The following is a 24,330-nucleotide window of genomic DNA, read 5'->3' on the forward strand; positions in this document are numbered from 1 at the left end:
CACAGGAGCCTGAAAAAGTGGCAAACGATTATCTCTTCACGTCCGAATCCGTCTCCGAAGGCCATCCGGACAAGGTCGCGGACCAAATCTCGGACGCGATTCTCGACGCCATCCTCGAGCAAGACAAATATTCCCGCGTTGCGGCGGAAACGCTGTGCAACACGGGTCTCGTCGTGCTGGCCGGTGAAATCACCACGACGGCCAACATCGACTACATCCAGATCGCGCGCGATACGATCAAGCGCATCGGCTACGACAACACCGACTACGGCATCGACTACAAGGGTTGCGCGGTGCTCGTCGCGTACGACAAGCAATCGCCGGACATCGCGCAGGGCGTCGATCGTGCACACGACGACAACCTCGATCAAGGCGCGGGCGACCAGGGCCTGATGTTCGGCTATGCGTGCGACGAAACGCCGGAACTGATGCCGCTGCCGATCTACCTGTCGCACCGCCTCGTCGAGCGCCAGGCCAGCCTGCGTCGCGACGGCCGCCTGCAATGGCTGCGTCCGGACGCGAAGTCGCAGGTCACCGTGCGCTACGTCGACGGCAAGCCCGATTCGATCGACACCGTCGTGCTGTCGACGCAGCACGCACCGGACATCGAGCTGCCCGCGCTGCGCGAAGCCGTGATCGAGGAAATCATCAAGCCGACGCTGCCGGCCGACCTGATCAAGGGCGACATCAAGTTCCTCGTGAACCCGACCGGCCGGTTCGTGATCGGCGGCCCGCAGGGCGATTGCGGCCTGACCGGCCGCAAGATCATCGTCGACACGTACGGCGGCGCCGCACCGCACGGCGGCGGCGCGTTCTCGGGCAAGGATCCGTCGAAGGTCGACCGTTCGGCAGCGTATGCCGGCCGTTACGTCGCGAAGAACATCGTCGCCGCCGGCCTCGCGTCGCGCGCGCTGATCCAGGTGTCGTACGCGATCGGCGTGGCCGAGCCGACCTCGGTGATGGTCAACACGTTCGGCACGGGCCGCGTGTCGGATGCGGTGATCACGAAGCTCGTGCGCGAGCATTTCGACCTGCGTCCGAAGGGCATCATCAAGATGCTCGACCTGCTGCGCCCGATCTACGAGAAGACGGCAGCTTACGGCCACTTCGGTCGCGAAGAGCCGGAATTCTCGTGGGAAGCGACCGACAAGGCGCTCGCACTGGCCGAAGCGGCCGGCGTGGAGCCGACGGCACGCGTCGCGTAAGCGTCGTCCGCCCGAAATGAAAAACCCCGGCCAAGCCGGGGTTTTTTTATGGGTTTCGATCGTCGAAGCAATGGCGGCGATCGGGGCGGGCCGTGCCCGCCAGACACTCGCTCAGCGCGCGCCGAACCCGAACCAGCCGTTGCTCGCGGCAAGGCGGCGCGGGCGGTTGACGCGGCGCTGCGGGCCGAGCGTGCGGCGCAGCGCGAGCGCGCGCAGCGACGACGGCTTCTGCAGCAGCGAGCGCAGGCCGGCGCGGCGGGCGAACGCCTGCGCGCTCATCATCGAGAAAAACGCGTGGAACCACGCACGGATGCCGTCCAGCCGGCTGTGCGTGTGCGTACGCTCGGCCAGCGCCTGCGTGCGTGCGCGGTGATGGCGCAGCGAGCGGGCAGGAGCGGACGGCACGACGCGCTTCGCAGCGCGGTTGAAACGGGAAGTCAGACGGAATGGCATGTGAACGATGCTTCGCTTGTATGGGTGGCGCCCTGGAGAGCGCACTGGTATGAACGGCCTCGGATGGCACAACGGATCTTACCGAAACCCGTTGCGCGCCGCGCCCGCCAGAATTGACAGGCCGCGTCAGGCTACAGGGGATTCATGACGGGCAAAAGTCGCGATAAACCCTTGTGCCGCAAGGCGTGTGCCGCATACCGCCTGTCGCTCAGGCAGGTGCCGCGCCGCACAGTTCCCTTGAGCTGGGTCAAATCCGCGATTGGCATGCCCCTGCGCACGACAATGGTGCTGTTCGCGGTATCCGGCGCCGATTTACAATCGTCACATTCACACAATAAACGTCTGGCATCCCATGTCGTCTCCATTGCAGTCGGAATCGATCCGCGCGCAAGTCGCGGAATTGCGCGAGCGCGGCTTCGTCGTCGCGCGCGGCCTCGTCGGCGAAGCGCAGTGCGCGGCGCTCCGGCAGATCGCGGAGCGCCAGTTGCGGGAGGCCGCCGAGCCGATCGAGTTCGAGGCCGACCTGCGCTACCCGGGCGCGCCCGAATCGAAGCACGCGCCGGGCGGGCATACGGTGCGGCGGCTGCTCGATGCGTATTCGCGCGATCCGGCGTTTGCCGAGCGCGCGATCGCGCCCGAAATCGGCGCGTGGATGCGCGCGTATTTCGGCGAGGAGCCGGTGCTGTCGCGTGCGCATCACAACTGCATGATGACGAAGCATCCGGCGTACGGCAGCCTGACCGGCTGGCATCGCGATTTCCGCTACTGGGCGTTCGAGCGCCCGGACATGGTGTCGGTGTGGCTCGCGCTCGGGCCCGAAACCAACGAGAACGGTGCGCTGTGGCTCGTGCCGGGTTCGCATACGGCCGAATTCGGGCCGGAAGCGTTCGATGACGCGAAATTCTTCCGCAGTGATGTGCCGGAGAACCGCAGGATGATCGAAGCGGCCACCTGTCCGCCGCTGCAGACGGGCGACGTCGTGTTCTTCCACTGCAACACGCTGCATTCGGCCGGGCAGAACCGTTCCGACCAGGTGAAGTTCTCGCTCGTGTACACGTACCACGGCGCAAGCAACCGGCCGGTGCCCGGCACGCGCTCGGCGTCGAAGCCGGAAGTGCAGTTCTAGGCGCCGCTCCGGCGGCGCCGTCGCGATGCGCAGGCGATGCGGTGCATCGCGGGCGAACGAGAATGAAGCAACGGGCGGCCAGGCCGCCCGTTTCGTTTGATGCGGCCCGCGCGCGTGACGCGAGTCGTACGTGCGTCGCGCTGCGGCGCGATCAGCGCTTGCCGCCCGGCATCGCGAGGCCGATCAGGCCGACGAACGACGCCACGGCGCCGCCGGCGATCAGCAGGATCGTCTTCGTCGCGGGTGAGCCGGTGAAGAAGCGCGACACGTTGTCGTTGATCGAATGGAACGACTGGCCGCCGAAATACAGCAGCACGACGCCGCCGACGAGCAGTGCAACCGAGATGACTCGGGACATACCAACCTCGCTGAAACGGTGATTCGAGACGCCGCAGTGTAGGCGACGACCGCGGTCGCGTCCATCGTCGCGCCGCCGTGCGTGATCCGGCCGCTTTCGCTACCATAGTCGTCGTATGACTCCTTCGCCGCCGTCGCGTCATTGGCGTGGCCGGCGCGCGTCCCTTTCCCCGATGTCCTGACGGAACAGACTCATGGCCTACGAAGCAGCTTCCGAACGTTATGCCGGCATGCAATACCGCACCTGCGGCAAGTCCGGGCTCAAACTGCCCGCCCTGTCGCTCGGCCTGTGGCACAACTTCGGCGATTCGACGCCGATCTCGACGCAGCGCGAGATCCTGCGCACCGCGTTCGACCTCGGCATCAACCACTTCGACCTCGCGAACAACTACGGGCCGCCGTACGGCAGCGCCGAAACCAACTTCGGCCGGCTGCTGAAAGAGGATTTCCGGCCGTATCGCGACGAGCTGCTGATCTCGACGAAGGCCGGCTGGGACATGTGGCCGGGGCCGTACGGCAGCGGCGGCGGGTCGCGCAAGTACGTGCTCGCGAGCCTCGACCAGAGCCTGCAGCGGATGGGGCTCGACTACGTCGACATCTTCTATTCGCACCGTTTCGACGCGCACACGCCGCTCGAGGAAACGGCGGGCGCGCTGGCGTCGGCCGTGCAGCAGGGCAAGGCGCTCTACATCGGCATTTCGTCGTATTCGGCCGCGAAGACGCGCGAGATGGCCGCGCTGCTCGCGCAATACAAGGTGCCGCTGCTGATTCACCAGCCGTCGTACAACATGCTGAACCGCTGGATCGAAGAGGATCTGCTCGGTACGCTCGACGACGTCGGCGCGGGCAGCATCGCGTTCACGCCGCTCGCGCAGGGCTTGCTCACGTCGAAGTACCTGAACGGCGTGCCGGCCGACGCGCGCGTGAACAAGCCGGGCGGCGGCTCGCTGAAGCAGGAGCACCTGAGTGCGGACAACCTCGAGCACGTGCGCAAGCTCAATACGATCGCCGAACGGCGCGGGCAGAGCCTTGCGCAGATGGCGCTGGCGTGGGTGCTGCGTAACGGCCGCGTGACCTCCGCGCTGATCGGCGCGAGCCGGGCCGAGCAGGTGCGCGAGAACGTCGGTGCGTTGCAGAACCTCGAATTCTCGGCGGAGGAACTCGCGGAGATCGATCGTTACGCGACGGAAGGCGGCATCAATCTGTGGGAAAAGCCGTCCACCGATCAGGCGATCTGATCGGAAGTCGATACGGGATGCGAAATATCGTGTGCCGTATCGCCGCCGCACACGCCATGCGGCCCATCGCTGCGGTGCAGCGATGGGCGTCGCGCACGGCGAGGCGCTAGATCAGCGCAGGCAGGCCTTCAACGAGCAATACCGCGACGCCGACGCCGAGAATGACGCCGAGTACGCGCAGCAGGTTGTGACGGAACTGGGTGGCGCACGGTACCGCGCCGAGAAATAGCGCTCCGGCCAGCGCCATCGGAATCAACAGGATGAAGTCGCCGATCGTGAAATAGGTCGTCATGCGTGTCTCCAGTGTCGGCCGAAGTGGGCGCTTCGGTGCTTGCCTGGGCGGCTCCATCCCTGCGGGATATCGGCCTGAAACGGCACGCGTGCGCTCACCCCGGCCCCATGCCGGGTGTTTCTAGTTGGTCCGGCCCGTTACGAGCAGGCCGGTCAATTCGAGTATAGGCAACCGGCGGCGTTTTTCGCTATCCGAACCATTAAAAATCAGTAGAAAGCCCCGCGAATCACGCGTTTTTCGTGCGAACAAGACGAACGCCTTGCGCGTATCTTTCCCGTTCCTTTCGATTTTCGCGGAATCGTCGTATGTGTCCGATACGGGCCGCCGCACCCGTGGGCGCGGCGGCCCGCCGCTCAGGCGCGGTCGGGGTGCGGGCGGGCGGCCGGTGCGCGGAACACGAGCGCGAGCCCGGCGATGATCGCGCCCATGCCGGCGAGCGCGAGCGGCTCGGGCCGGTTGCCGAGCCACACGGCGTCCATCAGCGTGGTGACGACCGGTACGAGATAGAACAGGCTCGTCACGTTGACGAGATCGCCGCGCTGCATCAAGCGGTAGAACAGCAGTTGCGCGATTACCGAAATCACGATGCCGAGCCACAGCAGCGGCACGACGAACGCCCAGCTGATGTCGAACGACACCGGCCGGAACGGCACGATCGCGACGCACAGCGCGAGGCCGATCGCGTTCTGCAGCGGCAGCACGTCGGCGGGCGCCGCGCGCACGCGCTTTTGCAGCAGCGAGCCGACGGTCAGCGCGACGAGCGCCGTCAGCGCGCACGCGATGCCGCCCGCCGACAGGCCGCCCGTCCCGCCGCTCACGCCGCGGCCCACGACGAGCGCGAGGCCGGTGAGCGACAGCGCGAGCCCCGCGATGCGCACCGGTTGCCAGCGACGCTCGACGATCGCGAGCGTGAGGATCGGCTGCACGCCGAGGATCGTCGCGAGCACCCCGGGCGCGATGCCGCGCTCGAGTGCGAGCAGATAGAAGATCGAATAGCCGCCCATCATCAGCAAGCCGGTCAGCGCGGCCATGCGCCGCTCGCCGCGCGGCGGCAGCCAGCGTTTGCGCAAGAACGCCAGCGCGAGCAGCACGAGCGATGCGAGCGCGAAACGGGCGGTGAGAAAGGCGAACGCGGACGCGTGACGCAGACCGAGTTCAGCGAAGATCGCGCCGCTGCTCCACAGCAGTACGAAGAGCGACGTCGCGCCATGCGCGGCCAGCGCGCGTTTGAACGAAACCATGTGAATCCACCTGTCGAACGGATCGAAACGTTCCATCCGCGCGCGCGGCAACGTACCGTGCGTCATGACGCACGCACCTGCAGCCCACGGCGCGAAGGGAAGACGAAAACGAAAAGCCGGCGAGTCAGCCGGCGCGTGCCGCCGGAGGGGGCGGCGCGGCGCAGACGAGCGGCGGTGCGACAGGAGGAGGAAGGACCGACGGATGCACGCACGCCTGCGGCCGCGAGTCGAACTGCGGCCGGGATTTTGCGAGGGCGGACGTGAGCGGATACATCGTGTCGGAGTGCGGTTGAACGCGAATGAAAGCTTAAGGTACCGCAAGGCAGCCATCGAGCGCAACTCTTGTCGGCGGCTGCATATCGCGAGCGGCGTCGTGCGTCGATGCAGGCCGATGCCGGTACGCACGCAAGCGTTCGACGAACGGTGGAAAGCGATCGACATGCGACGCACGCGACGTGATTCCGGTCGGTCGCGTGCAGTGTTCCGATGATTCGGCAGCGGCGAAGCGAAGCGGCACGCGCGTTGCGTCAATCATGTGCGTACGGCGGCGCCGGGCGGTTTCGGTGGTCAGTCACATTCGACAGGGTATGATGGGGGTAACCGGGCGGGCAAGTACGTGCCCGACGCAGTGGTTGATTGGAGACATTCGACGAATTCGCGGCACTTCGCCTGCTTCTTCTTCTTTTCGCGCTTCGATAAACCGTGAACAATGGGATCACGCGCAACGCTCCGCCGAGAGCGGCGCGGATCGTGCATTTGCCGGCTCGCCAGCGGGCCGGGTTTCAAGATTCAAGAGTGGGGAACCATCATGCATATCGGGTCGATCGTCTGCACTACCCATATCGCGGTGCCGAAAGGCGCGCGCGGCATCGTCCAGCGCATCCTGGGCGACATGGCCATGGTGACCTGGTACGCGGGCGTGCCGGGTGAGTCGAAAGAACTCAACACCGAGCCGTTCTTTCTCGAGGACCTGATCGACACCGGCGAATCCGTTCTGCCGGCCGGCGCGGCGCTTCACTAAGCACCCATCGCACCGGACGCTCGTCTTTCGGTCCGGCAGGCGGCACAATGCGGGGCATGACAGACGCCACCTCCGCTCCCGCTTCTCCCGCCAGCCCGCCGTTCGCCGGCCTCACGCCCGAATGCGTGCTCGACGCGCTCGACAGCGTGCTGATGCCGGCCGGCCTGCGCACCGACGGGCGTTTGCTTGCCCTCAACAGCTACGAAAACCGCGTCTACCAGGTCGGTATCGAAGACGGCCCGCCGGTCGTCGCGAAGTTCTATCGCCCGGCGCGCTGGTCGGACGAGGCGATTCTCGAAGAGCATGCGTTCGTCGCCGAACTCGCCGCGCGCGAGATTCCGGCGGTGCCCGCGCGATCGTTCGACGGCCGCACGCTGCACGCGTTCGACGGTTTCCGCTTCTCGATCTTCGAGCGGCGCGGCGGGCGCGCACCCGATCTCGACCGCAGCGACACGCTCGAATGGCTCGGCCGCTTCATCGGCCGTATTCATGCGGTCGGTGCGACGCAGCCGTATGTCGCGCGTCCCGTGCTCGACATCGGCACGTTCGGCTACGAGCCGCGCGACTACCTGCTCGCGCACGATTTCATTCCGGATGACGTAAGACCGGCGTACGAGACCGCGGTCGCGCTGGCGCTCGAAGGCGTCGAGGCGGCGTTCGAGCGCGCGGGCGAGATTCGCCTGCTGCGCACGCATGGCGACTGTCATCCGAGCAACGTGCTGTGGACCGATGCCGGCCCGCATTTCGTCGACTTCGACGACAGCCGGATGGCGCCGGCCGTGCAGGATCTGTGGTTGCTGCTGCCGGGCGATCGCGAAGGCGCGTCGCGCGCGCTGGCGGACCTGCTCGCCGGCTACGAGGATTTCTGCGAATTCGAGCCGCGCGAGCTGTATCTCGTCGAAGCGCTGCGCACGCTGCGGCTGATCCACTACGCGGCGTGGCTCGCGCGGCGTTGGGACGATCCGGCGTTTCCCGCCGCGTTCCCGTGGTTCAACACGCATCGTTACTGGGAAGCGCGCGTGCTCGAACTGCGCGAGCAGATCGGCGCGATGCAGGAAGGGCCGCTCTGGCCCGTGTGACCGTTGCGCGCGCGGCATCCCTGCCGCGCGTCAGGTTGGACAGGGCCGCGACGCGGCCCGTCCGGCTCAGAACTTCAGCATCAGCTTGATCAGCGCGGCGAAGCGCTTGCCGTACGGCGGCGCGAGCAGGTTGCGCGCGTTCAGGCGCGCCTGCGTGAGCACCGGCTTCATCTTCGAGAACGTCACGAAGCCATCGTAGCCGTGGTACGCACCCATGCCGCTCGCCCCGACCCCGCCGAACGGCAAACTGCCGCATGCGATGTGCATCAGCGTTTCGTTGATCGAGACGCCGCCCGAGATCGTTTCGCGCATCACGCGGTCGATCGTGCCGCCATCCTCGTCGAACAGGTACAGCGCGAGCGGACGCGGGCGCGCATTGACGTACGCGATCGCTTCGTCGAGCCGCTCGTACGGCACGAGCGGCAGCAGCGGCCCGAAGATTTCCTCCTGCATCAGTTGCGACGTGGCCGGCACCTGCGTGAGCGCGCACGGCACGAAGCGGCGCGATGCGGGATCGGACTGCGCATCGGACAGCGGGTGCAACTGCGCGCCGGCCGCCTGCGCGTCGCTCGCGAGTTGCTGCAGGCGGGCGTAGTGGCGCGGCGACACGATCGTCGTGTAGTCGCCGTTGGCCGACAGGTCCGGATACAGCTTCGCGAAGCGGGTCCGCGCGCGTTCGATGAACGCGCCTTCCATCCCGCGCGGCAGCAGCACGTAGTCGGGCGCGATGCAGGTCTGGCCGGCGTTCAGCGTCTTGCCGGCGACGATCGCATCGACGGCCGCGTCGAAGCGCGCATTCGGGCCGACGATCGCCGGTGACTTGCCGCCGAGCTCGAGCGTGACGGGCGTGAGGTTGTCCGCGGCCGCGCGCATCACGTGGCGGCCGACCTGCGTCGAGCCGGTGAACAACAGGTGATCGAACGGCAGCGCGCTGAACGCGGCGCCGATCTCCGCGTCGCCATTCACGACCGCGACGTGGTCGCGCGTGAAGGTCTTGCCGATGAGCTGCTCGAACAGCGCCGACGTGCGCGGCGTCAGTTCGGACATCTTGATGATCGCGCGGTTGCCGGCGGCGAGCGCGCAGATCAGCGGGCCCGCCGCGAGCAGCACGGGATAGTTCCACGGCACGACGATGCCGACCACGCCGAGCGGCTGCGGAATCACCTTCGCGCGCGCCGGGCGCAGCCACTTGTTCATCGGCTTGCGGATCGGCTTCATCCAGCGCTTGCCGTGCTTCAGCGCGTCGTCGATCTCTTCCTTCGCCATCCAGATTTCCGACAGCAGCACTTCCTGCTTCGCGCGATGGCCGAAATCGGCGCTGATCGCGCCGGCGAGCGCATCCGCGTGATCGATCAGCATCGTGCGCAGCGCGCGCAGGTGCTGCGCACGCGTGTCCCATGCCGGGTACGGTGCGCGCAGGTACGCCGCGCGCTGGTCGTGCAGCAGCGACGTCAGCGCATCGACCGACGGCAGTGCTTGCGGGGCCAGTTCGGGCAGGTCGTTCTTCATGTCGTCTCCTCCAGTTGGGCCTGGCTGATCGGCCGGCCGTCACGCCGCACGCGCACGCTCGGCGAGCGCGGCGACGCGGATCGGGTGATGCGGGTCGCGCGGCACGGGGCCGGATGCGACGGGTGTTCGAAAACCGGTTGCGGTATGCGGCAAGCGTCGTATCCGCGCGACGGTGTCCCCGTCCGAAAAGTGCGCCGCACGGCAGGCGCGCACGATCCGATACGGTGACGAGCGGGCGCGCGTTGCCGTTGCGCGCACGCCTGCCGGTGCACCGCAGCAGGGCCGCGCGACGGGTACGCGACGACCCGTCGCCGCTCATCGTGCAGCGACGTCGACACACCGTCCAAACGGTCGGCGATGGCGCGTGCCGTTCGATTTCCACCGACTGCGCGCATGACGCCGTACGTCGTCGCGCAGGCCGCCGTTTGAAATGAAATGCGGGCCGCGCGCGCGACCTCCGGATCATCCGGTCGACACGCGGCCTGCAGGATCTGGCGCTGCATCGTCGTTCCTCCCGTTTCGCGACGAGTCGGCTTCTCGTGGCCGGTGCATCGCGCGAAGCGATTCGATACATCTTAAATTTAGTTCACGCGGGCGTTTAGAGGAATCGCTCTTGAATCCGCGCGCCGCGCACGGGACGGCCATTCCTACAATGCCCGAACACAAGAGGGGACGCGGTCGCGCGGCGGTGCCGGCGCGCCTTCCATGACACGACGGAGACGTGACATGCAATACGACTACATCATCGTCGGCGGCGGTTCGGGCGGCTCGAGCCTGGCCGGCCGTCTCGCCGATGCCTGCCCCGATGCGACGATCGCACTGATCGAGGCCGGCTCGCATACGGAGCGCAACCTGCTGGTCAACATGCCGGTCGGCATCGCGGCGCTGGTGCCATTCAAGCTCGGCACGAACTACGGCTACGAGACGGTGCCGCAGCCGGGCCTCGGCGGGCGGCGCGGTTACCAGCCGCGCGGGCGCGGGATGGGCGGCTCGAGCGCGATCAACGCGATGATCTATACGCGCGGCCACCCGGGCGATTACGACGAGTGGGCGCAGCTCGGCGCGACGGGCTGGGGCTGGCAGGACGTGCTGCCGTATTTCCGCCGCGCGGAAGGCAACGAACGCGGCGCCGACGCGTGGCACGGCGCGGACGGCCCGTTGACCGTTTCCGATCTGCGCTTTCGCAATCCGTTCTCCGAACGATTCATTCAGGCCGCGCATGCCGCCGGCTATCCGCTGAACGACGACTTCAACGGCGCGACGCAGGAAGGCGTCGGCTTCTATCAGGTCACGCATCGCGACGGTTCGCGCTGCAGCGTGGCGCGCGCGTATATCTACGGCCGCAACCGGCCGAACCTGCACGTGCTCACGGATGCGACGGTGCTGCGCGTCGGCTTCGACGGCAAGCGCGCGGTCGGCGTCGTGGTGTCGCGCAACGGGCGGGTCGAGACGCTCGGCGCACGCGCGGAAGTGATCCTGTCGGCCGGCGCGTTCAATTCGCCGCAACTGCTGATGTGTTCGGGAATCGGCCCGGCGGAGCAACTGCGCCGCCACGGGATCGCGGTCGTGCAGGATGCGCCGGACGTCGGCACGAACCTGATCGACCACATCGATTTCATCATCAACACGCGCGTGAATTCGTCGGAGCTGGTCGGCGTGTGCGTGCGCGGCATCGCGAAGATGACGCCGGCGCTCGTGCGCTATTTCTCGAGCCGCACCGGGATGATGACGAGCAACGTCGCGGAGGCCGGCGGTTTCATCAAGAGCGATCCGTCGCTCGCGCGTCCCGACCTGCAACTGCATTTCTGCACGGCGCTCGTCGACGACCACAACCGCAAGATGCACTGGGGCTTCGGCTATTCGCTGCACGTGTGCGCGCTGCGGCCGTTCAGCCGCGGCACGGTCGCGCTCGCGAGCGGCGATGCGCGCGACGCGCCGCTGATCGATCCGCGCTTCTTCAGCGATTCACGCGATCTCGACCTGCTGGTGCGCGGCGCGCAGGCGATGCGCCGCATCCTGTCGCAGGCGCCGCTCGCGTCGCAGGGCGGGCGCGAGCTGTACACGCGGCCGGACCAGAGCGAAGCGGAGCTGCGCGCGACGATCGTCGCGCATGCGGACACGATCTATCACCCGGTCGGCACCTGCCGGATGGGCTCCGATGCGCGCGCGGTCGTCGATCCGCAACTGCGCGTGCGCGGCGTCGACGGGTTGCGCGTGGTGGATGCGTCGGTGATGCCGACGCTGGTGGGCGGGAACACGAATGCGCCGTCGGTGATGATCGGCGAACGCGCGGCGGACTTCATCGTCGCGGCGCGCCGCGGCGGTGTGCCGCGCGGCGAGGCGGCTACCGCGGTGCACGGCCGCTAGGCGCGGCGCGCGCACGGCACGGCAGCGGCCATGCTCAGGCAAACGTATCGACGAGGCCGGCGCGGCTCGCGCGCGCGGCGACCGGTGCGGATTGCGCGGCGTCGACAGGTGCATCGACGGCTGACGGTCCGCCGTTCCCGCGTCGCGACGACTGGCCGCCGGCGAAAGTCTGCTGCGGGTTGGGCTGCTGTTGCTGCGACGCGAGGCCGCCGTCGCTGACGGTCGCGCTGCCGAGCCCGAGTCCGCCTGCTTCCATCGCTTCGCGCAGCTTCGGCAGCGCGGCTTCGACCGCGTCGCGCACCTGCGCGTGCTGCGACACGAACAGCGCGTGCGCATGGTTGTCCGCAACGCGCAGCACGACCTGCAGCGGCCCGAGATCGGGCGGGTTGAGCGTCAGCTCGGCGCTCTGCTGGTGCGCGTTCGACAGGAACACCACTTTCTGGCTCAGTGCATCCGTCCAGTCGGCCGTGCCGACGTGCGGCGCGAGCGCGTGTGCGTTGGCGGCGGCGATCGCACCGGCGGCCGGCGACAGTTGCAGGTTCGCCTGCGCGGCGGCGGCAGCCGTGGCGCCCGCCGCGAGCGTCGCGCTGGCGGCCGGGTCCGTCGCGTTGCTGGCTGCCGTGAGCGCGTGCTGGGCGCCGGACTGCGCGTTCGCGTCGGCCTGCAGCGTTTGCGGCGTGACCTGGGTCGGCGCGGGCTGGGTGGCGAGCGCGCCTTTCGCGTCGGCGAGCGTGCGGTCGAACGTCGGCACTTTCGGTGTCAGCGGTGCGGCGGCGTTCGATGCGGTCGCTGCCGGCGTGGCGGCGGCGCTCGTGCCGGTCGCCGGCATCGTGATCGCGCCCGCGCCACCCGTCAGCTTGGCGAGCGCCGCTTGCAGCGCGTCGCGGCTCGATGCCGGGTCGGTCGGCTGCGCGGTCGCGTCCTTGGCCGCATGATCGGCGAGCGTCGCCGTGGCGTCCGGCTGGCCGGACACGGCCGTCTTTTGCGTGGTGGCGGCCGCGGCGGCGGTCGCCGCGTCGGCCGGCGTCGCGGTGTCCGGGCGCGCCTGCAGTTGCGCCTGCACGGCCGCGGCGGCCGCGAGGGCGGCGGCGTCGGGGTTGGCGGTGGCGGTGGCGGCGTTCGCGGGCGTGTCGTCGGTCGCCTTGTCGTCGTCGGTGCCGGACGGTTTCGCGCCGGCGGCCGGCTTCGACGAAGCCGGTCTGGTCGACGCGTCCGGCGTACCGGCGTTGGCCGTATCGCCGCGCGTGGCGACGCTTTGCTTGAGCGTCTGAGCGAACGGCACGGCGCTCGTGGCAGCGGCCGCATCGGCGCCGGCGGCGGACGCACCCGAGCCGCGGGCGGCCTTGAGTGCGGCGCCGGCGGTGTCGAGCAGCGCGCCGAGCAGGGGCAGGGGAGGCATGACGGTTCTCTCGTTCGAAGGCGGTGGTCGGTTACGACGAGCGGGCCGCGTCGGCCCGCATGCGCAGGATCTTCGCGGCGTGTTCGTCGGCGTCGCGCTGTTCGCGCCGGGCATCGCGCTGCGCTTCCTGCGCGATGCCGCGCGCCTGCAGGATTTCATACGAGCCGACGGTACGCTTCTTCTGCTGCCAGTTCGGGCGTGCCTCGTCGATGCGGACTTCGGCCGCGGCGAGCACGCTGCGCTGCTGCGCGATCGCGGCATCGAGCGTGTCGATGAACGCCTGGAAATTGCGCCAGTTGCCGGCCGGCATCCCGCTTTGCGCGGATTGCGCGAAGCGTGCGTGGTATTCGTCGCGATAGCGCAGCAGCGCGTCGAGCTGTTCGGCCGCCGCGGTGCGGTCGCGCTGCGCGGCGCCGAGCTGCTTCGCGGCCGAGTCGAGGTCTTCCTGCGCGCGGTCGAGCAGCAGCTGAAGGGGAAAGCCGTGGGCCATCGGGATCAGCCTCCGTAAGCGTCGAACAGCGCATCGAGCGCAGTGAGGCTTGATGCGAACGGCGCGCATTCGCGAAAGCCCTGCTGCAGGAACGCTTCGATGCGCGGGTAGAGCGCGATCGCGCGGTCGAGCTGCGCGTCGCGGCCGGGTGCGTAGGCGCCGACCGCGATCAGGTCGCGATTGCGCTGGTAGCGCGACAGCATCTGCTTGAACTGCCGCACGTGGTCGAGATGCGTTTCGTCGATCAGCGCGGTCATCGCGCGGCTGATCGACGCCTCGATGTCGATCGCGGGATAGTGGCCGGCCTCGGCGAGCGCACGCGACAGCACGATGTGGCCGTCGAGGATCGCGCGCGCCGAATCGGCGATCGGGTCCTGCTGGTCGTCGCCCTCGGTCAGCACCGTGTAGAACGCGGTGATCGAGCCGCCGCCTTCGGGGCCGTTGCCGGTGCGCTCGACGAGCGCGGGCAGCTTCGCGAACACCGACGGCGGATAGCCTTTCGTCGCGGGCGGCTCGCCGATCGCCAGCGCGATCTCGCGCTGCGCCATCGCATAGCGCGTCAGCGAATCCATCAGCAGCAGCACGTGCTTGCCCTGGTCGCGGAAATACTCGGCGAGCGACGTCGCGTACGCGGCGCCCTGCATCCGCAACAGCGGCGACACGTCGGCCGGCGCCGCGACGACGACCGAGCGCGCGAGCCCGTCCTCGCCGAGGATCTGTTCGATGAATTCCTTCACTTCGCGGCCGCGTTCGCCGATCAGGCCGATCACGATCACTTCCGCGCTCGTATAGCGCGCCATCGTGCCGAGCAGCACCGACTTGCCGACGCCGGAGCCGGCGAACAGGCCCATCCGCTGGCCGCGGCCGACGGTGAGCAGCGCGTTGATCGCGCGCACGCCGACGTCGAGCACGTGGTGGATCGGCTCGCGATCGAGCGGATTGATCGACGGCGCCGACAGCGGCGCATCGACTTTCGACGCGAGCGGGCCGAGGCCGTCGAGCGGGCGGCCCGACGCGTCGACGACGCGCCCGAGCATCTCCCAGCCGACCGGCAGCCGCTTCGCGCCCGCGAGCGGATCGGCGACGGGCGCGCTTTCGCGCGGCCACACGCGGGCGCCGGGCAGGACGCCGGCGACGTCGGTGGTCGGCATCAGGAACAGGCGGTCGCCGGCGAAGCCGACGACTTCGGCTTCCGCGTGCGGCAGCGTGCTGCCGGGCGGCAGTTCGATCGTGCATTCGGCGCCGACCGACAGGCGCAGCCCGATCGCCTCGAGCACGAGGCCGGCCGCGCGCGTGAGGCGTCCGCACGGCCGCAGCGGCAGCGCGCGGTGGCTGCGCGCGGCGAGCCCGTTCAGGTGCGTGCGCCAGTGCGCGAGATGCGGATTGTGCGGCGCGCGCGGGGCGGCGTCGGCAGCCGCGGATGCGGCGTGCGGCGTGGCGTCGTCCGCGGGATCGTGCGCGGCCGCCGGCCCGAACGACGCGAGCGCGAGCTCGCGTTCGAGCGGCGTCATGCCGTCGTGCGCGAACGCGTCGGGCGAGCGCGTCACCACGTGCTCACCTTGCCGATCGCGGCGGCGACGCGCTGCCAGCGCGTGGGCAGCGTCGCGTCGACTTCGCCGGTCGCGGCGTGCGCGCGGCAGCCGCCGCGCTCGATCGACGCGTCGGTGCGCACGTTCCAGCCGAGCGTGTCGAGATCGTCCTGCAGATACGCTTCGACGACGGGCAGGTCGGCCGGATTCACCGCGAGATGCGGCGCGCCGGACAGCGCGGGTTCGGCGGCGAGCACGTCGCGCACGGCGGCGACCAGCGCGGCCGGGTCGTGCTTCACGTGCTGGCGCACGACCTGCTGCGCGATGTCGAGCGCGAGCTGCGCGAGCTCGGATGCGAGATCGTGTTCGACGGCGGACACGGCTTCGCGGAACGACGCGGCGAGCGCCGCGAGCTGCGCGGCCTGTTCGCGGGCGTCGGCCTGGCCGGCCTCGAAACCCTGTTCGCGGCCCTGCTCGAAACCGGCCTGGTAGCCGAGCGCCTGGCCTTCGACGTGGCCGGCCGCATGGCCTTCGGCGTGCGCGGCGTCGCGCACGCGCTGCAGTTCCTCGGCGAGCGCGGCGGCAGCGGCCGCCGCGTGGTCGGGCGGCGGCGGGGGCGGCGGCGGGTCGAACGACGCCATCTCCCACCGCTGGTACGCGGTGAGGGTGCCCACGCGATCGCTCGCCGAATCAGACATACGCGTCTTCCGCCTTGCCGCCGATCGCGATCTGGCCGCTCTCGGCGAGGTTGCGCACGATCTGCAGGATGCGGCGCTGCTGCGTCTCGACTTCGGACACGCGCACCGGGCCGCGCGCGTCGAGATCCTCGGCGAGCAGTTCGGCCGCGCGCTGCGACATGTTCGCGAGGAACTTCTGGCGCAACGCGGGCGGCGCGCCCTTCAGCGCGACGATCAGCGTTTCCGACTCGACTTCCTTGAGCACCATCTGGATCGCGCGGTCCTCGAGGTCGAGCAGGTTCTCGAACACGAACATCTGGTCGATGATCTTCTGCGCGAGATCGGCGTCGTACTGGCGCACGCTTTCGAGCACGCCTTCCTCGTGCACGCTCGTCATGAAGTTCAGGATCTCGGCCGCGGTGCGGATGCCGCCCATCGGGCTGCGCTTCAGGTTGTCGCTGCCGGACAGCAGGCCCGTCAGCACGTCGTCGAGTTCGCGCAGCGCGGCCGGCTGGATGCCGTCGAGCGTCGCGATCCGCAGCAGCACGTCGTTACGCAGCCGTTCGGTGAAGCACGACGCGATCTCCGAGGCCTGGTCGCGGTCGAGGTGCACGAGGATCGTCGCGATGATCTGCGGATGCTCGTTCTTGATCAGCTCGGCCACCGCGCCCGAATCCATCCACTTCAGGCCCTCGATGCCGCTCGTGTCGCTGCCCTGCAGGATGCGGTCGATCAGCACGCCGGCCTTGTCCTCGCCGAGCGCCTTCGTCAGCACCGAGCGGATGTACTCGCTCGAATCGAGCGACAGCGCGGTGTGCTGCTCGGCTTCCTTCACGAAGTCCTGCAGCACGTCCTCGACCTGCTCGCGCGTGACGTTCTTCAGCGCGGCCATCGCGGCGCCGATCTTCTGGACCTCGCGCGGCGCGAGGAACTTGAATACCTGCGCGGCCTCTTCCTCGCCGATCGACATCAGCAGCAGCGCGCTCTTGGTCAAGCCTTCAGCGTTCATCGGACACCCAGTTCTTCACGACGGTGGCGACGATCTTCGGATCCTGGCGGGCGATCGTGCGCGCGTAGTCGAGGTTGCGTTCGTAGCGGTTCTTCTCGTTTTCGAAGCCGAGCAGCAGCGGGTCCGGTTCCTCCGCCGCCTTGTCCGGCGCTGGCAGGCCGTCGAGCGCGACCGCGTCTTCCGGCGCCGCGAGCGCCGGCGCGGCCGGCTCGGGCGGCGGGAACGCGCGGCGCATCGCCGGGCGCACGAACATGAAGTACAGCGCCGCCGCGGCCGCCGCGATGCCGAGCCACTTCGCGGCTTCCTTCGCCATCGCGATCATGTCGGGCTGGCGCCACCACGGCAGGTCGGCGTACGGGTCGCTCACGGTCGAGAACGCGCTGTTCACGACGTTCACCGAGTCGCCGCGCTTCTCGTCGTAGCCCATCGCGTCCTTCACGAGCTGCTCGACCTGCGCGAGCTTCGCGGGCGGCAGCGGCTGCATCGTCACGTGGCCCTTCGCGTCGGCGACCGGCTGGTAGTTGACGACGACCGCGACCGACAGCCGCTTCACGCTGCCCATCGGCTGTTCGGTATGGCGGATCGTCTTGTCGAGCTCGTAGTTGGTCGTCTGGTCCTTGCGGTCGCTGACCGGCGTGGTCTGCGGCGCGTTCTGGCCGTTGCCGGCGACGATCGGCGCGGAGGCCGGCTGCGGCGGCGTGTTCGACAGCGCGCCCGGCACGCCCGACGCGCCGCCCTGCGCGAGCTCGGTCGCGCTGCTGGTCTGCTGGCTGCGGATCGCGGCTTGCTGCGGCGTGCCGTTCGGGCCGTAGCTTTCCGACGTCTGCTCGATCTTCGAGAAATCGAGATCGGCGCTGACCTGCGAGCGCGCGTTGCCGGCGCCGAAGATCGGCGCGAGGATCGCGTCGATGCGCTTCTGCGTGTTGTGCTCGACCTGCTGCACGTACTTGAGCTGGCTCGCGTCGAGGCCGGAAGCGGACGCGGTCTGGGTCAGCAGGTTGCCGTCCTGGTCGACGATCGTCACGTTCTTGGCCGGCATGTCGGGCACGCCGGACGACACCATCCGCGTGATCGCCTGCACCTGGCCCTCGTCGAGCACGCGGCCCGGGTAGAGGTCGACGAACACCGACGCGCTCGGCGCTTCCTTGTCGCGCACGAACACCGACGGCTTCGGGATCGCGAGATGCACGCGCGCGCCGCGCACGGCGTTGATCGATTCGATGGTGCGCTGCAGCTCGCCTTCGAGCGCGCGCTGGTAGTTGATCTGCTCGGCGAACTGGCTGATGCCGAATTTCTGGTTGTCCATCAGCTCGAAGCCGACCGAGCCGCCCTTCGGCAGCCCCATCGCGGCGAGCTTCAGGCGCGTCTCGTGCACCTGGTTCGACGGCACGAGGATCGCGCCGCCGGCATCGGCGAACTTGTAGGGAACGTTTGCCTGCTGGAGCGCGGCGATGATCGCGCCGCCGTCGCGGTCCGACAGGTTGCTGTACAGCACGCGGTAGTCGGGCGCGCGGCTCCACAGCACGAGCGCGGTGATCGCGGCGATCGCGAACGCGACGGCGATCACGAACGGCAGCTTCGGGTTGCCCTTCATCCGCGAGATGCCGGGAATGCGTTCCGCGAAGCCGCCCAGCCCGAAGTCCGCGCCTGCGCCACCCGCGCCCGGCAACGCGGCGGCCGCGGCGGCGCCGGGCGCCGGGCTGAGGCCCGCGCGGGCGTCTGGGTTGATCAGCGAGTTGGCCTGCGAATCCATGCGTCGAGTTTCTCCGGAGCGGGACGACTGAGCTCGCTCGGACGAGCGGGCGGACAATGACACGATGCGATTATCGTGACCGGGGGCGCACTCCGATCGACCGAAAAGAGCGGGGTTTCCCCCGTACTTTCGCGGCTTTGACGCGCGCCGCGCTGCTATCCTTTTTCGCGATCCGGCATGGTGCGCGTGGTGCGGCGCCGGCGGGTCGCCCGGTGCGTCCGGGTCTCTTCTCTATGTCTGGGGACAGCATGACTGCGAACGTCAGCGGAATCGGTTCGGTGTTGCAACAGATGCAGTCGATGGCCGCGCAGGCGTCCGGCGGCGTCGCGAGCCCGACGGCGGCGCTGGCCGGCTCGGGCGCGGCGACGGCCGGCACGTTCGCGAGCGCGATGAAGGCATCGCTCGACAAGATCAGCGGCGACCAGCAGCACGCGCTCGGCGAGGCGAAGGCGTTCGAGGTCGGCGCGCCGAACATCTCGCTGAACGACGTGATGGTCGACATGCAGAAAGCCAATATCGGCTTCCAGTTCGGGCTCCAGGTCCGCAACAAGCTAGTGAGCGCTTACAACGATATCATGCAGATGTCGGTGTGAGGGGACGGCCATCCGGCGACGCGCATCCGGCGACGCGCATCCGGGGTCATCCGCGGACGGTTCAGGGCCTGCCGAACGAGTCCGGCGAGCCGGCATCGCAGGCCCGGCGGCGGCCCCCCGCGCACCTAAAGCTTTTCAAATCCCTTCCGATAACTCCGGTGAAGGCCGCGCCGTGCAACGCACGGCGGCGGCTCCCGTATAGCAGGCAATAACAAGGAGAAGCGCATGTTTTCCCCAGGACACGCTGGAGCCAGTGCGTACGCGCGTGTCGGCGTCGAGACCGGGGTGATGGGCGCCTCCCCGCACCGGCTGATCGCGATGCTGTACCAGGGCGCGCGGCAGGCGATCGCGCTGGCGCGCATGCATCTGCAGCAGGACAACGTGGCCGGGCGCGGCGAGGCGATCGGCAAGGCGATCCGGATCGTCGAGAGCGGCCTGCAGGCGTCGCTGAACCGCGACGCGGGCGGCGAGATCGCCGACCGGCTCAATGCGCTGTACGCGTATATCGGCCGGCGCCTGCTGGAAGCGAACGCGCAGGCGAGCGACGCGATGCTGGTCGAGGTCGACGGCTTGCTCGCGACGCTCGAGGAAGCATGGACGGGCATCGCCCCGGAAGTCGCGCGGATGGCCGCGCAACAGGTAGCGGAAGCATCACGATGAATCACAAGGCCGAATACTTCGCGCGTTACGAGGCGCTCGCCGCCGTGTCGGGCCGGATGCTGTGCGCCGCGCGCGGCGCCGACTGGAGCGCGTTGCCGGGGTTGCAGGCCGAATTCATGCAGCTTGTCGACGGGTTGAAGGAGGCCGATCCGGGCGTCGCGCTCGACGAATCGGATCTCGGCCGCAAGCTCGACCTGATCCGCCGCATCCTGGCCGACGACGCCGCGATCCGCGATCTCGCGAGCCCGGACGTCGCGCGGCTGTCCGCGCTGTTCGAGGCGCGGCGCTCGACCCAGGTATTGACCGATCTCTACCGCGCGCGCGGGTAGGGCCGGGTTCCGGGAGACGGGCGCGAAGCGTCCGGGCCCGGTGCCGCACGCGGCGCGCGCTGTTCCCGCGGGCGGCACCGGCGTGCCGTGCCCGGATTCGCAACGATGTGGCTGATATAAGCAGGCTCCGATCATGACCGGTATCGACTCCGTTGCGGCCGCGCTGCTGGCGAGCCGCCTCGACAGCCTGCTGACCGGCACCGTTTCGGCGCCCGCCGGCGGCGGCGCCACCGCGCAGGTCGGCACGCCGGGCGCCGGCGCATCGTCCGCGCCGCCGGCCGGCAGCCCGCCCGCCGCGCCGCCGGCTTCCACGCAGACCGCGCTGTCCGAGGTCGGGCGCGTGCTCGACGCGATCTCGCGCTCGGGCGGCGATGCGACACCGGCGATCGTCGGCCGGCTGCCGCTGCTGGCCGATCCCGCCGTGCTGCTCACCGATACGCCCGTGCCGGCGCGTGCGCCGGCGGCGTCCGGTCCCGCCGCGCCTGCCACGCCGGCTTCGGCTCAAGCGTCGTCCGCCGCGGCCGCGCGCGATGCGCTCGCGCCGCCGCCGGTCGCGGCGCTGCGGGCGGCGCTCGCGCAGGCCGTGAGCGAAAGCGGCCTATTCTACGAATCCCATCTCGCACAGTGGCTGGCCGGCCAGCGTCCGCTCGCGGCGCTGATGCGGGAGCCGCAGGCACGCCTCGCGACCGCGCTCGCGCCGGTCGACCCGGAAGCCGTCCCGCACGCGTCGACCGACGTGCTCGATGAACTGCTCGCGCAGCGCCCGCCGCTGCCGGCCGCCGCGCGGGCAAGCGCGCAACCGCCGGCGCAGGGCGGCGCACCCGCGCGCGAGCCCGCGCAGCCCACACTTGCGGCGGCCCGGCAGGGTGCGTCGCTGCCGTCCGACCCGGCCGATCCGCTGGCTGCGCACGCCGATGCGCGCTGGACGCCCGCGCGTGCCGAGCTGGCCGCCGCGTCGTCCGATCCGCAGCCGCCGCTCGCAACCGTGCATCCGGCCGCCGTGCCGCTCGTTCGGCAACAGCTCGACGCGCTCGCGACCGACCAGTTTCGCTGGACCGGCGAGGCGTGGCCCGGCGCGCGGCTCGACTGGACGATCGAACCCGACGAGCCCGGCCACCGTGCGCCGCGCGGCGGCGGGGACGACGACGCGGGCGACGGCATCGCGTGGCGCACGCGCCTGACGCTGACGCTGCCGTCGCTCGGCACGGTCGATGCCGAGCTGGTGCTGAACGGCGCGCAACTCGTCGCGCGGCTGCGCGCGAACCAGACGGGCGCCGACCGTCTCACGCGTAACGAAGCCGCGCTGCGGCAGCGGCTCGAAGGCTCGGGGCTCAAGGTAGGCGGGCTGTCGATCCGTGCGGTCGACGACGGGCCGGACGGCTTCGACCTGTTCGCCGCGCAGGCGGCCGCCGCCGCGTATGCGCGCGGCGCGGCCGGCGGCGCCGACGTGCGGGTGCCGGGCGACGATGACGAGGCGCTGCCATGAGCACGACGTCCCGCAAGCGTGCGGCCGCGCTCGTCTACGACCCGAAAGGCGGCGATGCGGCGCCGCGCGTGGTCGCGAAGGGCTACGGCGTGCTCGCCGAGATGATCGTCGCGCGCGCGCACGATGCGGGGCTGTACGTGCATACGGCGCCGGAGATGGTGTCGCTGCTGATGCAGGTCGATCTCGACGACCGGATTCCGCCGCAGCTTTATCAGGCGGTCGCTGACCTGCTCGCGTGGCTGTACGCGCTCGATCGCGCCGAACCCGCGCCGGACGACGCCGCGCCGCGTTTCCCGCTGCCGCCGTTGCGCTGAAAGGCCTGCCGACGGGCGGCTTATTACGAAATGCTGTCCGATGCTTGCGGGATCATTCTGTCGGTATCTGCCGTCGATCGATCGTCATCGCAAGGCAACGCACGCCTTTCCTTCTCGTTCTCGCGCGCTCCCGGCCTTGTCGCTTCGTATGCGTATGGATTGAGCCGGCGGTCGATTTATGTAATGATATCCATTCTCATTTTCATGCTGCCGGGCGGCGCGCACTCCCTGCGCGCCGCCCGTCGTTTTGAACGAATGGATACTTTCGCGTGAATGCGCCCGAAACGATCGACCCGCCCAAGACGGGCATGCCGCGCGCCGGCGTCACCGTGCTGCACCCGGCGGGCCGCCCGCTGAGCGACGACGAACTGGCCGCGCGCCGCCAGCGCTCGCGCCGTGCGACCTTCATCAAGTGGCTGCGCAAGGTGCACGGCTGGGTCGGGCTGTGGGGCGCGGTGCTCGGGCTGCTGTTCGGCGTGACCGGCGTGCTGCTGAACCATCGCGCGCCGCCGCTGAAGATTTCGACCGGTGAGCCGCAGGTCGAGGAGATGCAGATCGCGCTGCCCGATCCGGTGCCGAAGACGCCCGCCGCGATGACGAAGTGGCTGCAGCAGGAGCTGCAGTTCGACGGCAAGCCGGGCCGCATGCGCAAGGAGCCCGCGCAGGCCGTCGCATGGGGCGACAAGCGCGTGATGCAGCCCGAGCACTGGCAATTCGGCGTGTTCGGGCCGCACCAGAACCTGCAGGCCGAGTATTGGGTCGGCAACGGCTACGTGTCGGTGAAGCGCACCGGCAACACGTTCCTGACGACGCTGAACAACCTGCATCGCGGTGTCGGGATGAATCTGGGCTGGGTGCTGCTGATGGATACGATCGCGGGCTCGCTGATCCTGCTGTCGCTGACCGGCGTGCTGCTGTGGACCGAGCTGAACAAGCGCCGCACGGTCGGCGTCGTGCTGGTGGTCGGTTCGGTTGCCGCGGCGCTGGCCGCCGGCCTGACCTGAGCGCGGGTCGCGCCGGGGTAGCGGCCGGCGGGCGTGATCGCCCGCCGCCGTCGCGGGTCAGAGGCCGCAGGCCGCGCCGCTGTTCGCCGCGATTTCGCGCGCGGCCTTCGCGCCTTCGACCTGCAGGATCGTCGGCAGCGACACGTTGTTCTTCGCGGCGGTGATCTCGGCGAGGATCGAGATCGCGATTTCCGGCGGCGTCCGGCTGCCGATGTAGATGCCGGCCGGCCCGTGCAGCCGGGCCAGTTCCACTTCGTTCAGATCGAATTCGCGCAGGCGCTCGCGCCGCGCCGCGTTGTTGCGCCGCGAGCCGAGCGCGCCCACGTAGAACGCGGGCGTCTTCAGCGCCTCCATCAGCGCGAGATCGTCGAGCTTCGGGTCGTGCGTGAGCGCGATCACCGCCGAACGCGCATCGAGCTTCATGTCGAGCACCGTATCGTCGGGCATCGTGTGCACGACGCGCGTGCCCGGCACGTCCCACGCATCCGTGTATTCGTCGCGCGGATCGCAGACCGTCACCTGGTAGTCGAGCCCGACCGCGATCTGGCACAGATAGCGCGACAACTGGCCGGCGCCGATCACGAGCATCCGGTAGCGCGGCCCGTGGATCGTCACGAGGCGTTCGCCGTCGAACGCGAGCCCGTCGGTCGCCTGCGCGGGCGACAGCGACGCGCGGCCGGTCGCGAGCGTCATCGTGCGCGTGACGAGGCGGCCGGCCTCGACTTCCGCGCACAGTGCGGCGATCCCGCTGTCGCGCGTGAGCGGTTCGAGCACCAGCTGGATCGTGCCGCCGCAAGGCAACCCGAAGCGGTGCGCTTCCTCGGCGGTCACGCCGTACTTGAGCGCTTCCGGGCGCGCATCGGCCGCGATGCCGCTCGCATGCACGCGGGCGATCAGGTCGTCCTCGATGCATCCGCCGGACACGGAGCCGACCACCAGGCCGTCCTCGCGCACGGCGAGCATCGCGCCTTCGGGGCGCGGCGACGAGCCCCACGTCTTCACGACCGTCACGAGCAGCACGCGGCGCCCTTCTTCGAGCCAGCGCGCGCTGGATTTCAGTACATCGAGATCGACGCTTTCCATCGTTTTTTCCTGTTGCCGGACGGCCCGTCGCGCGGCGCCGTCATTCGATGGCCGGATTATGAACCGCCCGGCGCGCGCGTGCAGGCGGCGCGGCGGCGGGGGCGGGCAAATCCGGA

The 24,330-nt window shown here is 69.5% G+C and carries 26 protein-coding genes; 13 read left to right on the forward strand and 13 right to left on the reverse strand.

Translation table 11 applies throughout. From position 1 onward, the window contains the following. The first annotated feature begins 17 nt into the window (after positions 1-17). On the forward strand, positions 18-1,205 hold the full coding sequence (metK, locus tag DFS13_RS15410; RefSeq protein WP_006482984.1) for a methionine adenosyltransferase: 1,188 nt from the start codon (positions 18-20) through the stop codon (positions 1,203-1,205). Between the two features lie 111 nt (positions 1,206-1,316). Here metK and DFS13_RS15415 read toward each other — a convergent pair whose 3' ends face one another. Continuing rightward, entirely contained in the window at positions 1,317-1,658 is a 342-nt protein-coding gene (locus tag DFS13_RS15415; RefSeq protein ID WP_006492161.1) for a hypothetical protein, read from the reverse strand. Positions 1,659-2,010: 352 nt separating this feature from the next. Here DFS13_RS15415 and DFS13_RS15420 point away from each other — a divergent pair, with 352 nt between their 5' ends. Then, on the forward strand, positions 2,011-2,784 hold the full coding sequence (locus DFS13_RS15420) for a phytanoyl-CoA dioxygenase family protein (protein WP_006482801.1): 774 nt from the start codon (positions 2,011-2,013) through the stop codon (positions 2,782-2,784). Between the two features lie 151 nt (positions 2,785-2,935). Here DFS13_RS15420 and DFS13_RS15425 read toward each other — a convergent pair whose 3' ends face one another. After that, a complete protein-coding gene (locus DFS13_RS15425) occupies positions 2,936-3,142 on the reverse strand; it encodes a DUF3185 family protein (protein ID WP_006482797.1) in 207 nt (68 codons plus the stop codon). Positions 3,143-3,335: 193 nt separating this feature from the next. Between DFS13_RS15425 and mgrA the strand changes: the two genes are divergently transcribed. Then, positions 3,336-4,379 (forward strand): L-glyceraldehyde 3-phosphate reductase, encoded by a 1,044-nt coding sequence (gene mgrA, locus DFS13_RS15430; RefSeq protein WP_006482799.1) that lies wholly within the window; start codon positions 3,336-3,338, stop codon positions 4,377-4,379. A gap of 106 nt (positions 4,380-4,485) precedes the next feature. Here the strand turns inward: mgrA and DFS13_RS15435 are convergent, their stop codons facing one another. Together DFS13_RS15435 and DFS13_RS15440 are read right to left on the reverse strand one after the other, a co-directional pair. Beyond that, positions 4,486-4,671 carry a hypothetical protein gene (locus DFS13_RS15435; RefSeq protein ID WP_006482800.1) on the reverse strand — a complete coding sequence of 62 codons (186 nt, stop codon included), beginning with the start codon at positions 4,669-4,671 and terminating at the stop codon, positions 4,486-4,488. A 353-nt stretch (positions 4,672-5,024) separates the two neighbouring features. After that, entirely contained in the window at positions 5,025-5,912 is an 888-nt protein-coding gene (locus DFS13_RS15440) for a DMT family transporter (RefSeq protein ID WP_080331659.1), read from the reverse strand. Positions 5,913-6,720: 808 nt separating this feature from the next. Between DFS13_RS15440 and DFS13_RS15450 the strand changes: the two genes are divergently transcribed. Continuing rightward, the gene (locus tag DFS13_RS15450; RefSeq protein WP_006477514.1) at positions 6,721-6,933 is read left to right on the forward strand and encodes a hypothetical protein; all 213 of its coding nucleotides are present in this window, start codon (positions 6,721-6,723) and stop codon (positions 6,931-6,933) included. A gap of 56 nt (positions 6,934-6,989) precedes the next feature. Further along, a complete protein-coding gene (locus tag DFS13_RS15455) occupies positions 6,990-8,012 on the forward strand; it encodes a serine/threonine protein kinase (protein WP_077175738.1) in 1,023 nt (340 codons plus the stop codon). A 66-nt stretch (positions 8,013-8,078) separates the two neighbouring features. Here DFS13_RS15455 and DFS13_RS15460 read toward each other — a convergent pair whose 3' ends face one another. Then, entirely contained in the window at positions 8,079-9,521 is a 1,443-nt protein-coding gene (locus DFS13_RS15460; RefSeq protein WP_111441862.1) for a coniferyl aldehyde dehydrogenase, read from the reverse strand. Next, positions 9,518-10,024, reverse strand: coding sequence for a hypothetical protein (locus DFS13_RS15465; RefSeq protein ID WP_181461615.1), 507 nt, complete (start codon positions 10,022-10,024; stop codon positions 9,518-9,520). Before DFS13_RS15465 ends, DFS13_RS15460 begins: the two co-directional genes overlap by 4 nt. Positions 10,025-10,247: 223 nt before the next feature. Here DFS13_RS15465 and DFS13_RS15475 point away from each other — a divergent pair, with 223 nt between their 5' ends. Then, a complete protein-coding gene (locus DFS13_RS15475) occupies positions 10,248-11,888 on the forward strand; it encodes a GMC family oxidoreductase (RefSeq protein ID WP_111441863.1) in 1,641 nt (546 codons plus the stop codon). Between the two features lie 34 nt (positions 11,889-11,922). On the opposite strand, the gene DFS13_RS15480 is transcribed toward DFS13_RS15475, so the two are convergent. Genes DFS13_RS15480 through fliF form a run of 6 tightly spaced genes read right to left on the reverse strand, consistent with a single transcriptional unit; the run spans position 11,923 to position 18,745 of the window. Further along, positions 11,923-13,287 (reverse strand): flagellar hook-length control protein FliK, encoded by a 1,365-nt coding sequence (locus DFS13_RS15480; RefSeq protein WP_062911131.1) that lies wholly within the window; start codon positions 13,285-13,287, stop codon positions 11,923-11,925. A 31-nt stretch (positions 13,288-13,318) separates the two neighbouring features. Next, entirely contained in the window at positions 13,319-13,777 is a 459-nt protein-coding gene (gene fliJ / locus DFS13_RS15485; RefSeq protein ID WP_006495534.1) for a flagellar export protein FliJ, read from the reverse strand. A gap of 5 nt (positions 13,778-13,782) precedes the next feature. Beyond that, on the reverse strand, positions 13,783-15,288 hold the full coding sequence (fliI, locus tag DFS13_RS15490; RefSeq protein WP_012492343.1) for a flagellar protein export ATPase FliI: 1,506 nt from the start codon (positions 15,286-15,288) through the stop codon (positions 13,783-13,785). 32 nt (positions 15,289-15,320) lie between these two features. After that, a complete protein-coding gene (gene fliH, locus DFS13_RS15495) occupies positions 15,321-16,004 on the reverse strand; it encodes a flagellar assembly protein FliH (protein WP_006493319.1) in 684 nt (227 codons plus the stop codon). Then, positions 15,997-16,992, reverse strand: a complete 996-nt coding sequence (gene fliG, locus DFS13_RS15500) for a flagellar motor switch protein FliG (RefSeq protein WP_006484813.1) — start codon at positions 16,990-16,992, stop codon at positions 15,997-15,999. Before fliG ends, fliH begins: the two co-directional genes overlap by 8 nt. Continuing rightward, positions 16,982-18,745, reverse strand: coding sequence for a flagellar basal-body MS-ring/collar protein FliF (gene fliF / locus DFS13_RS15505; protein WP_006495531.1), 1,764 nt, complete (start codon positions 18,743-18,745; stop codon positions 16,982-16,984). The genes fliG and fliF overlap by 11 nt, the downstream gene beginning before the upstream one ends. A 248-nt stretch (positions 18,746-18,993) precedes the next feature. Here fliF and fliE point away from each other — a divergent pair, with 248 nt between their 5' ends. From fliE to DFS13_RS15540, 7 genes are all read left to right on the forward strand, one after another. Continuing rightward, positions 18,994-19,338, forward strand: a complete 345-nt coding sequence (fliE, locus tag DFS13_RS15515) for a flagellar hook-basal body complex protein FliE (RefSeq protein ID WP_006486991.1) — start codon at positions 18,994-18,996, stop codon at positions 19,336-19,338. Positions 19,339-19,563: 225 nt separating this feature from the next. Continuing rightward, positions 19,564-19,998 carry a flagellar export chaperone FliS gene (gene fliS / locus DFS13_RS15520; RefSeq protein ID WP_006486995.1) on the forward strand — a complete coding sequence of 145 codons (435 nt, stop codon included), beginning with the start codon at positions 19,564-19,566 and terminating at the stop codon, positions 19,996-19,998. Further along, positions 19,995-20,327, forward strand: a complete 333-nt coding sequence (locus tag DFS13_RS15525; protein WP_006486993.1) for a flagellar protein FliT — start codon at positions 19,995-19,997, stop codon at positions 20,325-20,327. Before fliS ends, DFS13_RS15525 begins: the two co-directional genes overlap by 4 nt. Before the next feature lie 133 nt (positions 20,328-20,460). Beyond that, complete coding sequence (locus DFS13_RS15530; RefSeq protein WP_111441864.1) at positions 20,461-21,813, forward strand: flagellar hook-length control protein FliK; 1,353 nt, start codon at positions 20,461-20,463, stop codon at positions 21,811-21,813. Further along, on the forward strand, positions 21,810-22,127 hold the full coding sequence (locus tag DFS13_RS15535; RefSeq protein WP_058901893.1) for an EscU/YscU/HrcU family type III secretion system export apparatus switch protein: 318 nt from the start codon (positions 21,810-21,812) through the stop codon (positions 22,125-22,127). Before DFS13_RS15530 ends, DFS13_RS15535 begins: the two co-directional genes overlap by 4 nt. Before the next feature lie 30 nt (positions 22,128-22,157). Beyond that, positions 22,158-22,400: a hypothetical protein gene (locus DFS13_RS40320; protein WP_166677913.1), complete on the forward strand. Its 243-nt coding sequence runs from the start codon at positions 22,158-22,160 to the stop codon at positions 22,398-22,400. Further along, positions 22,397-23,131: a PepSY-associated TM helix domain-containing protein gene (locus tag DFS13_RS15540; RefSeq protein WP_006482034.1), complete on the forward strand. Its 735-nt coding sequence runs from the start codon at positions 22,397-22,399 to the stop codon at positions 23,129-23,131. The genes DFS13_RS40320 and DFS13_RS15540 overlap by 4 nt, the downstream gene beginning before the upstream one ends. 57 nt (positions 23,132-23,188) lie before the next feature. Here DFS13_RS15540 and DFS13_RS15545 read toward each other — a convergent pair whose 3' ends face one another. Beyond that, the gene (locus DFS13_RS15545) at positions 23,189-24,214 is read right to left on the reverse strand and encodes an XdhC family protein (protein WP_006482029.1); all 1,026 of its coding nucleotides are present in this window, start codon (positions 24,212-24,214) and stop codon (positions 23,189-23,191) included. Between the last annotated feature and the right edge of the window lie 116 nt (positions 24,215-24,330).

The organism is Burkholderia sp. 28_3 (assembly GCF_003253915.1).
In the GTDB taxonomy this organism is placed as follows: domain Bacteria; phylum Pseudomonadota; class Gammaproteobacteria; order Burkholderiales; family Burkholderiaceae; genus Burkholderia; species Burkholderia cenocepacia.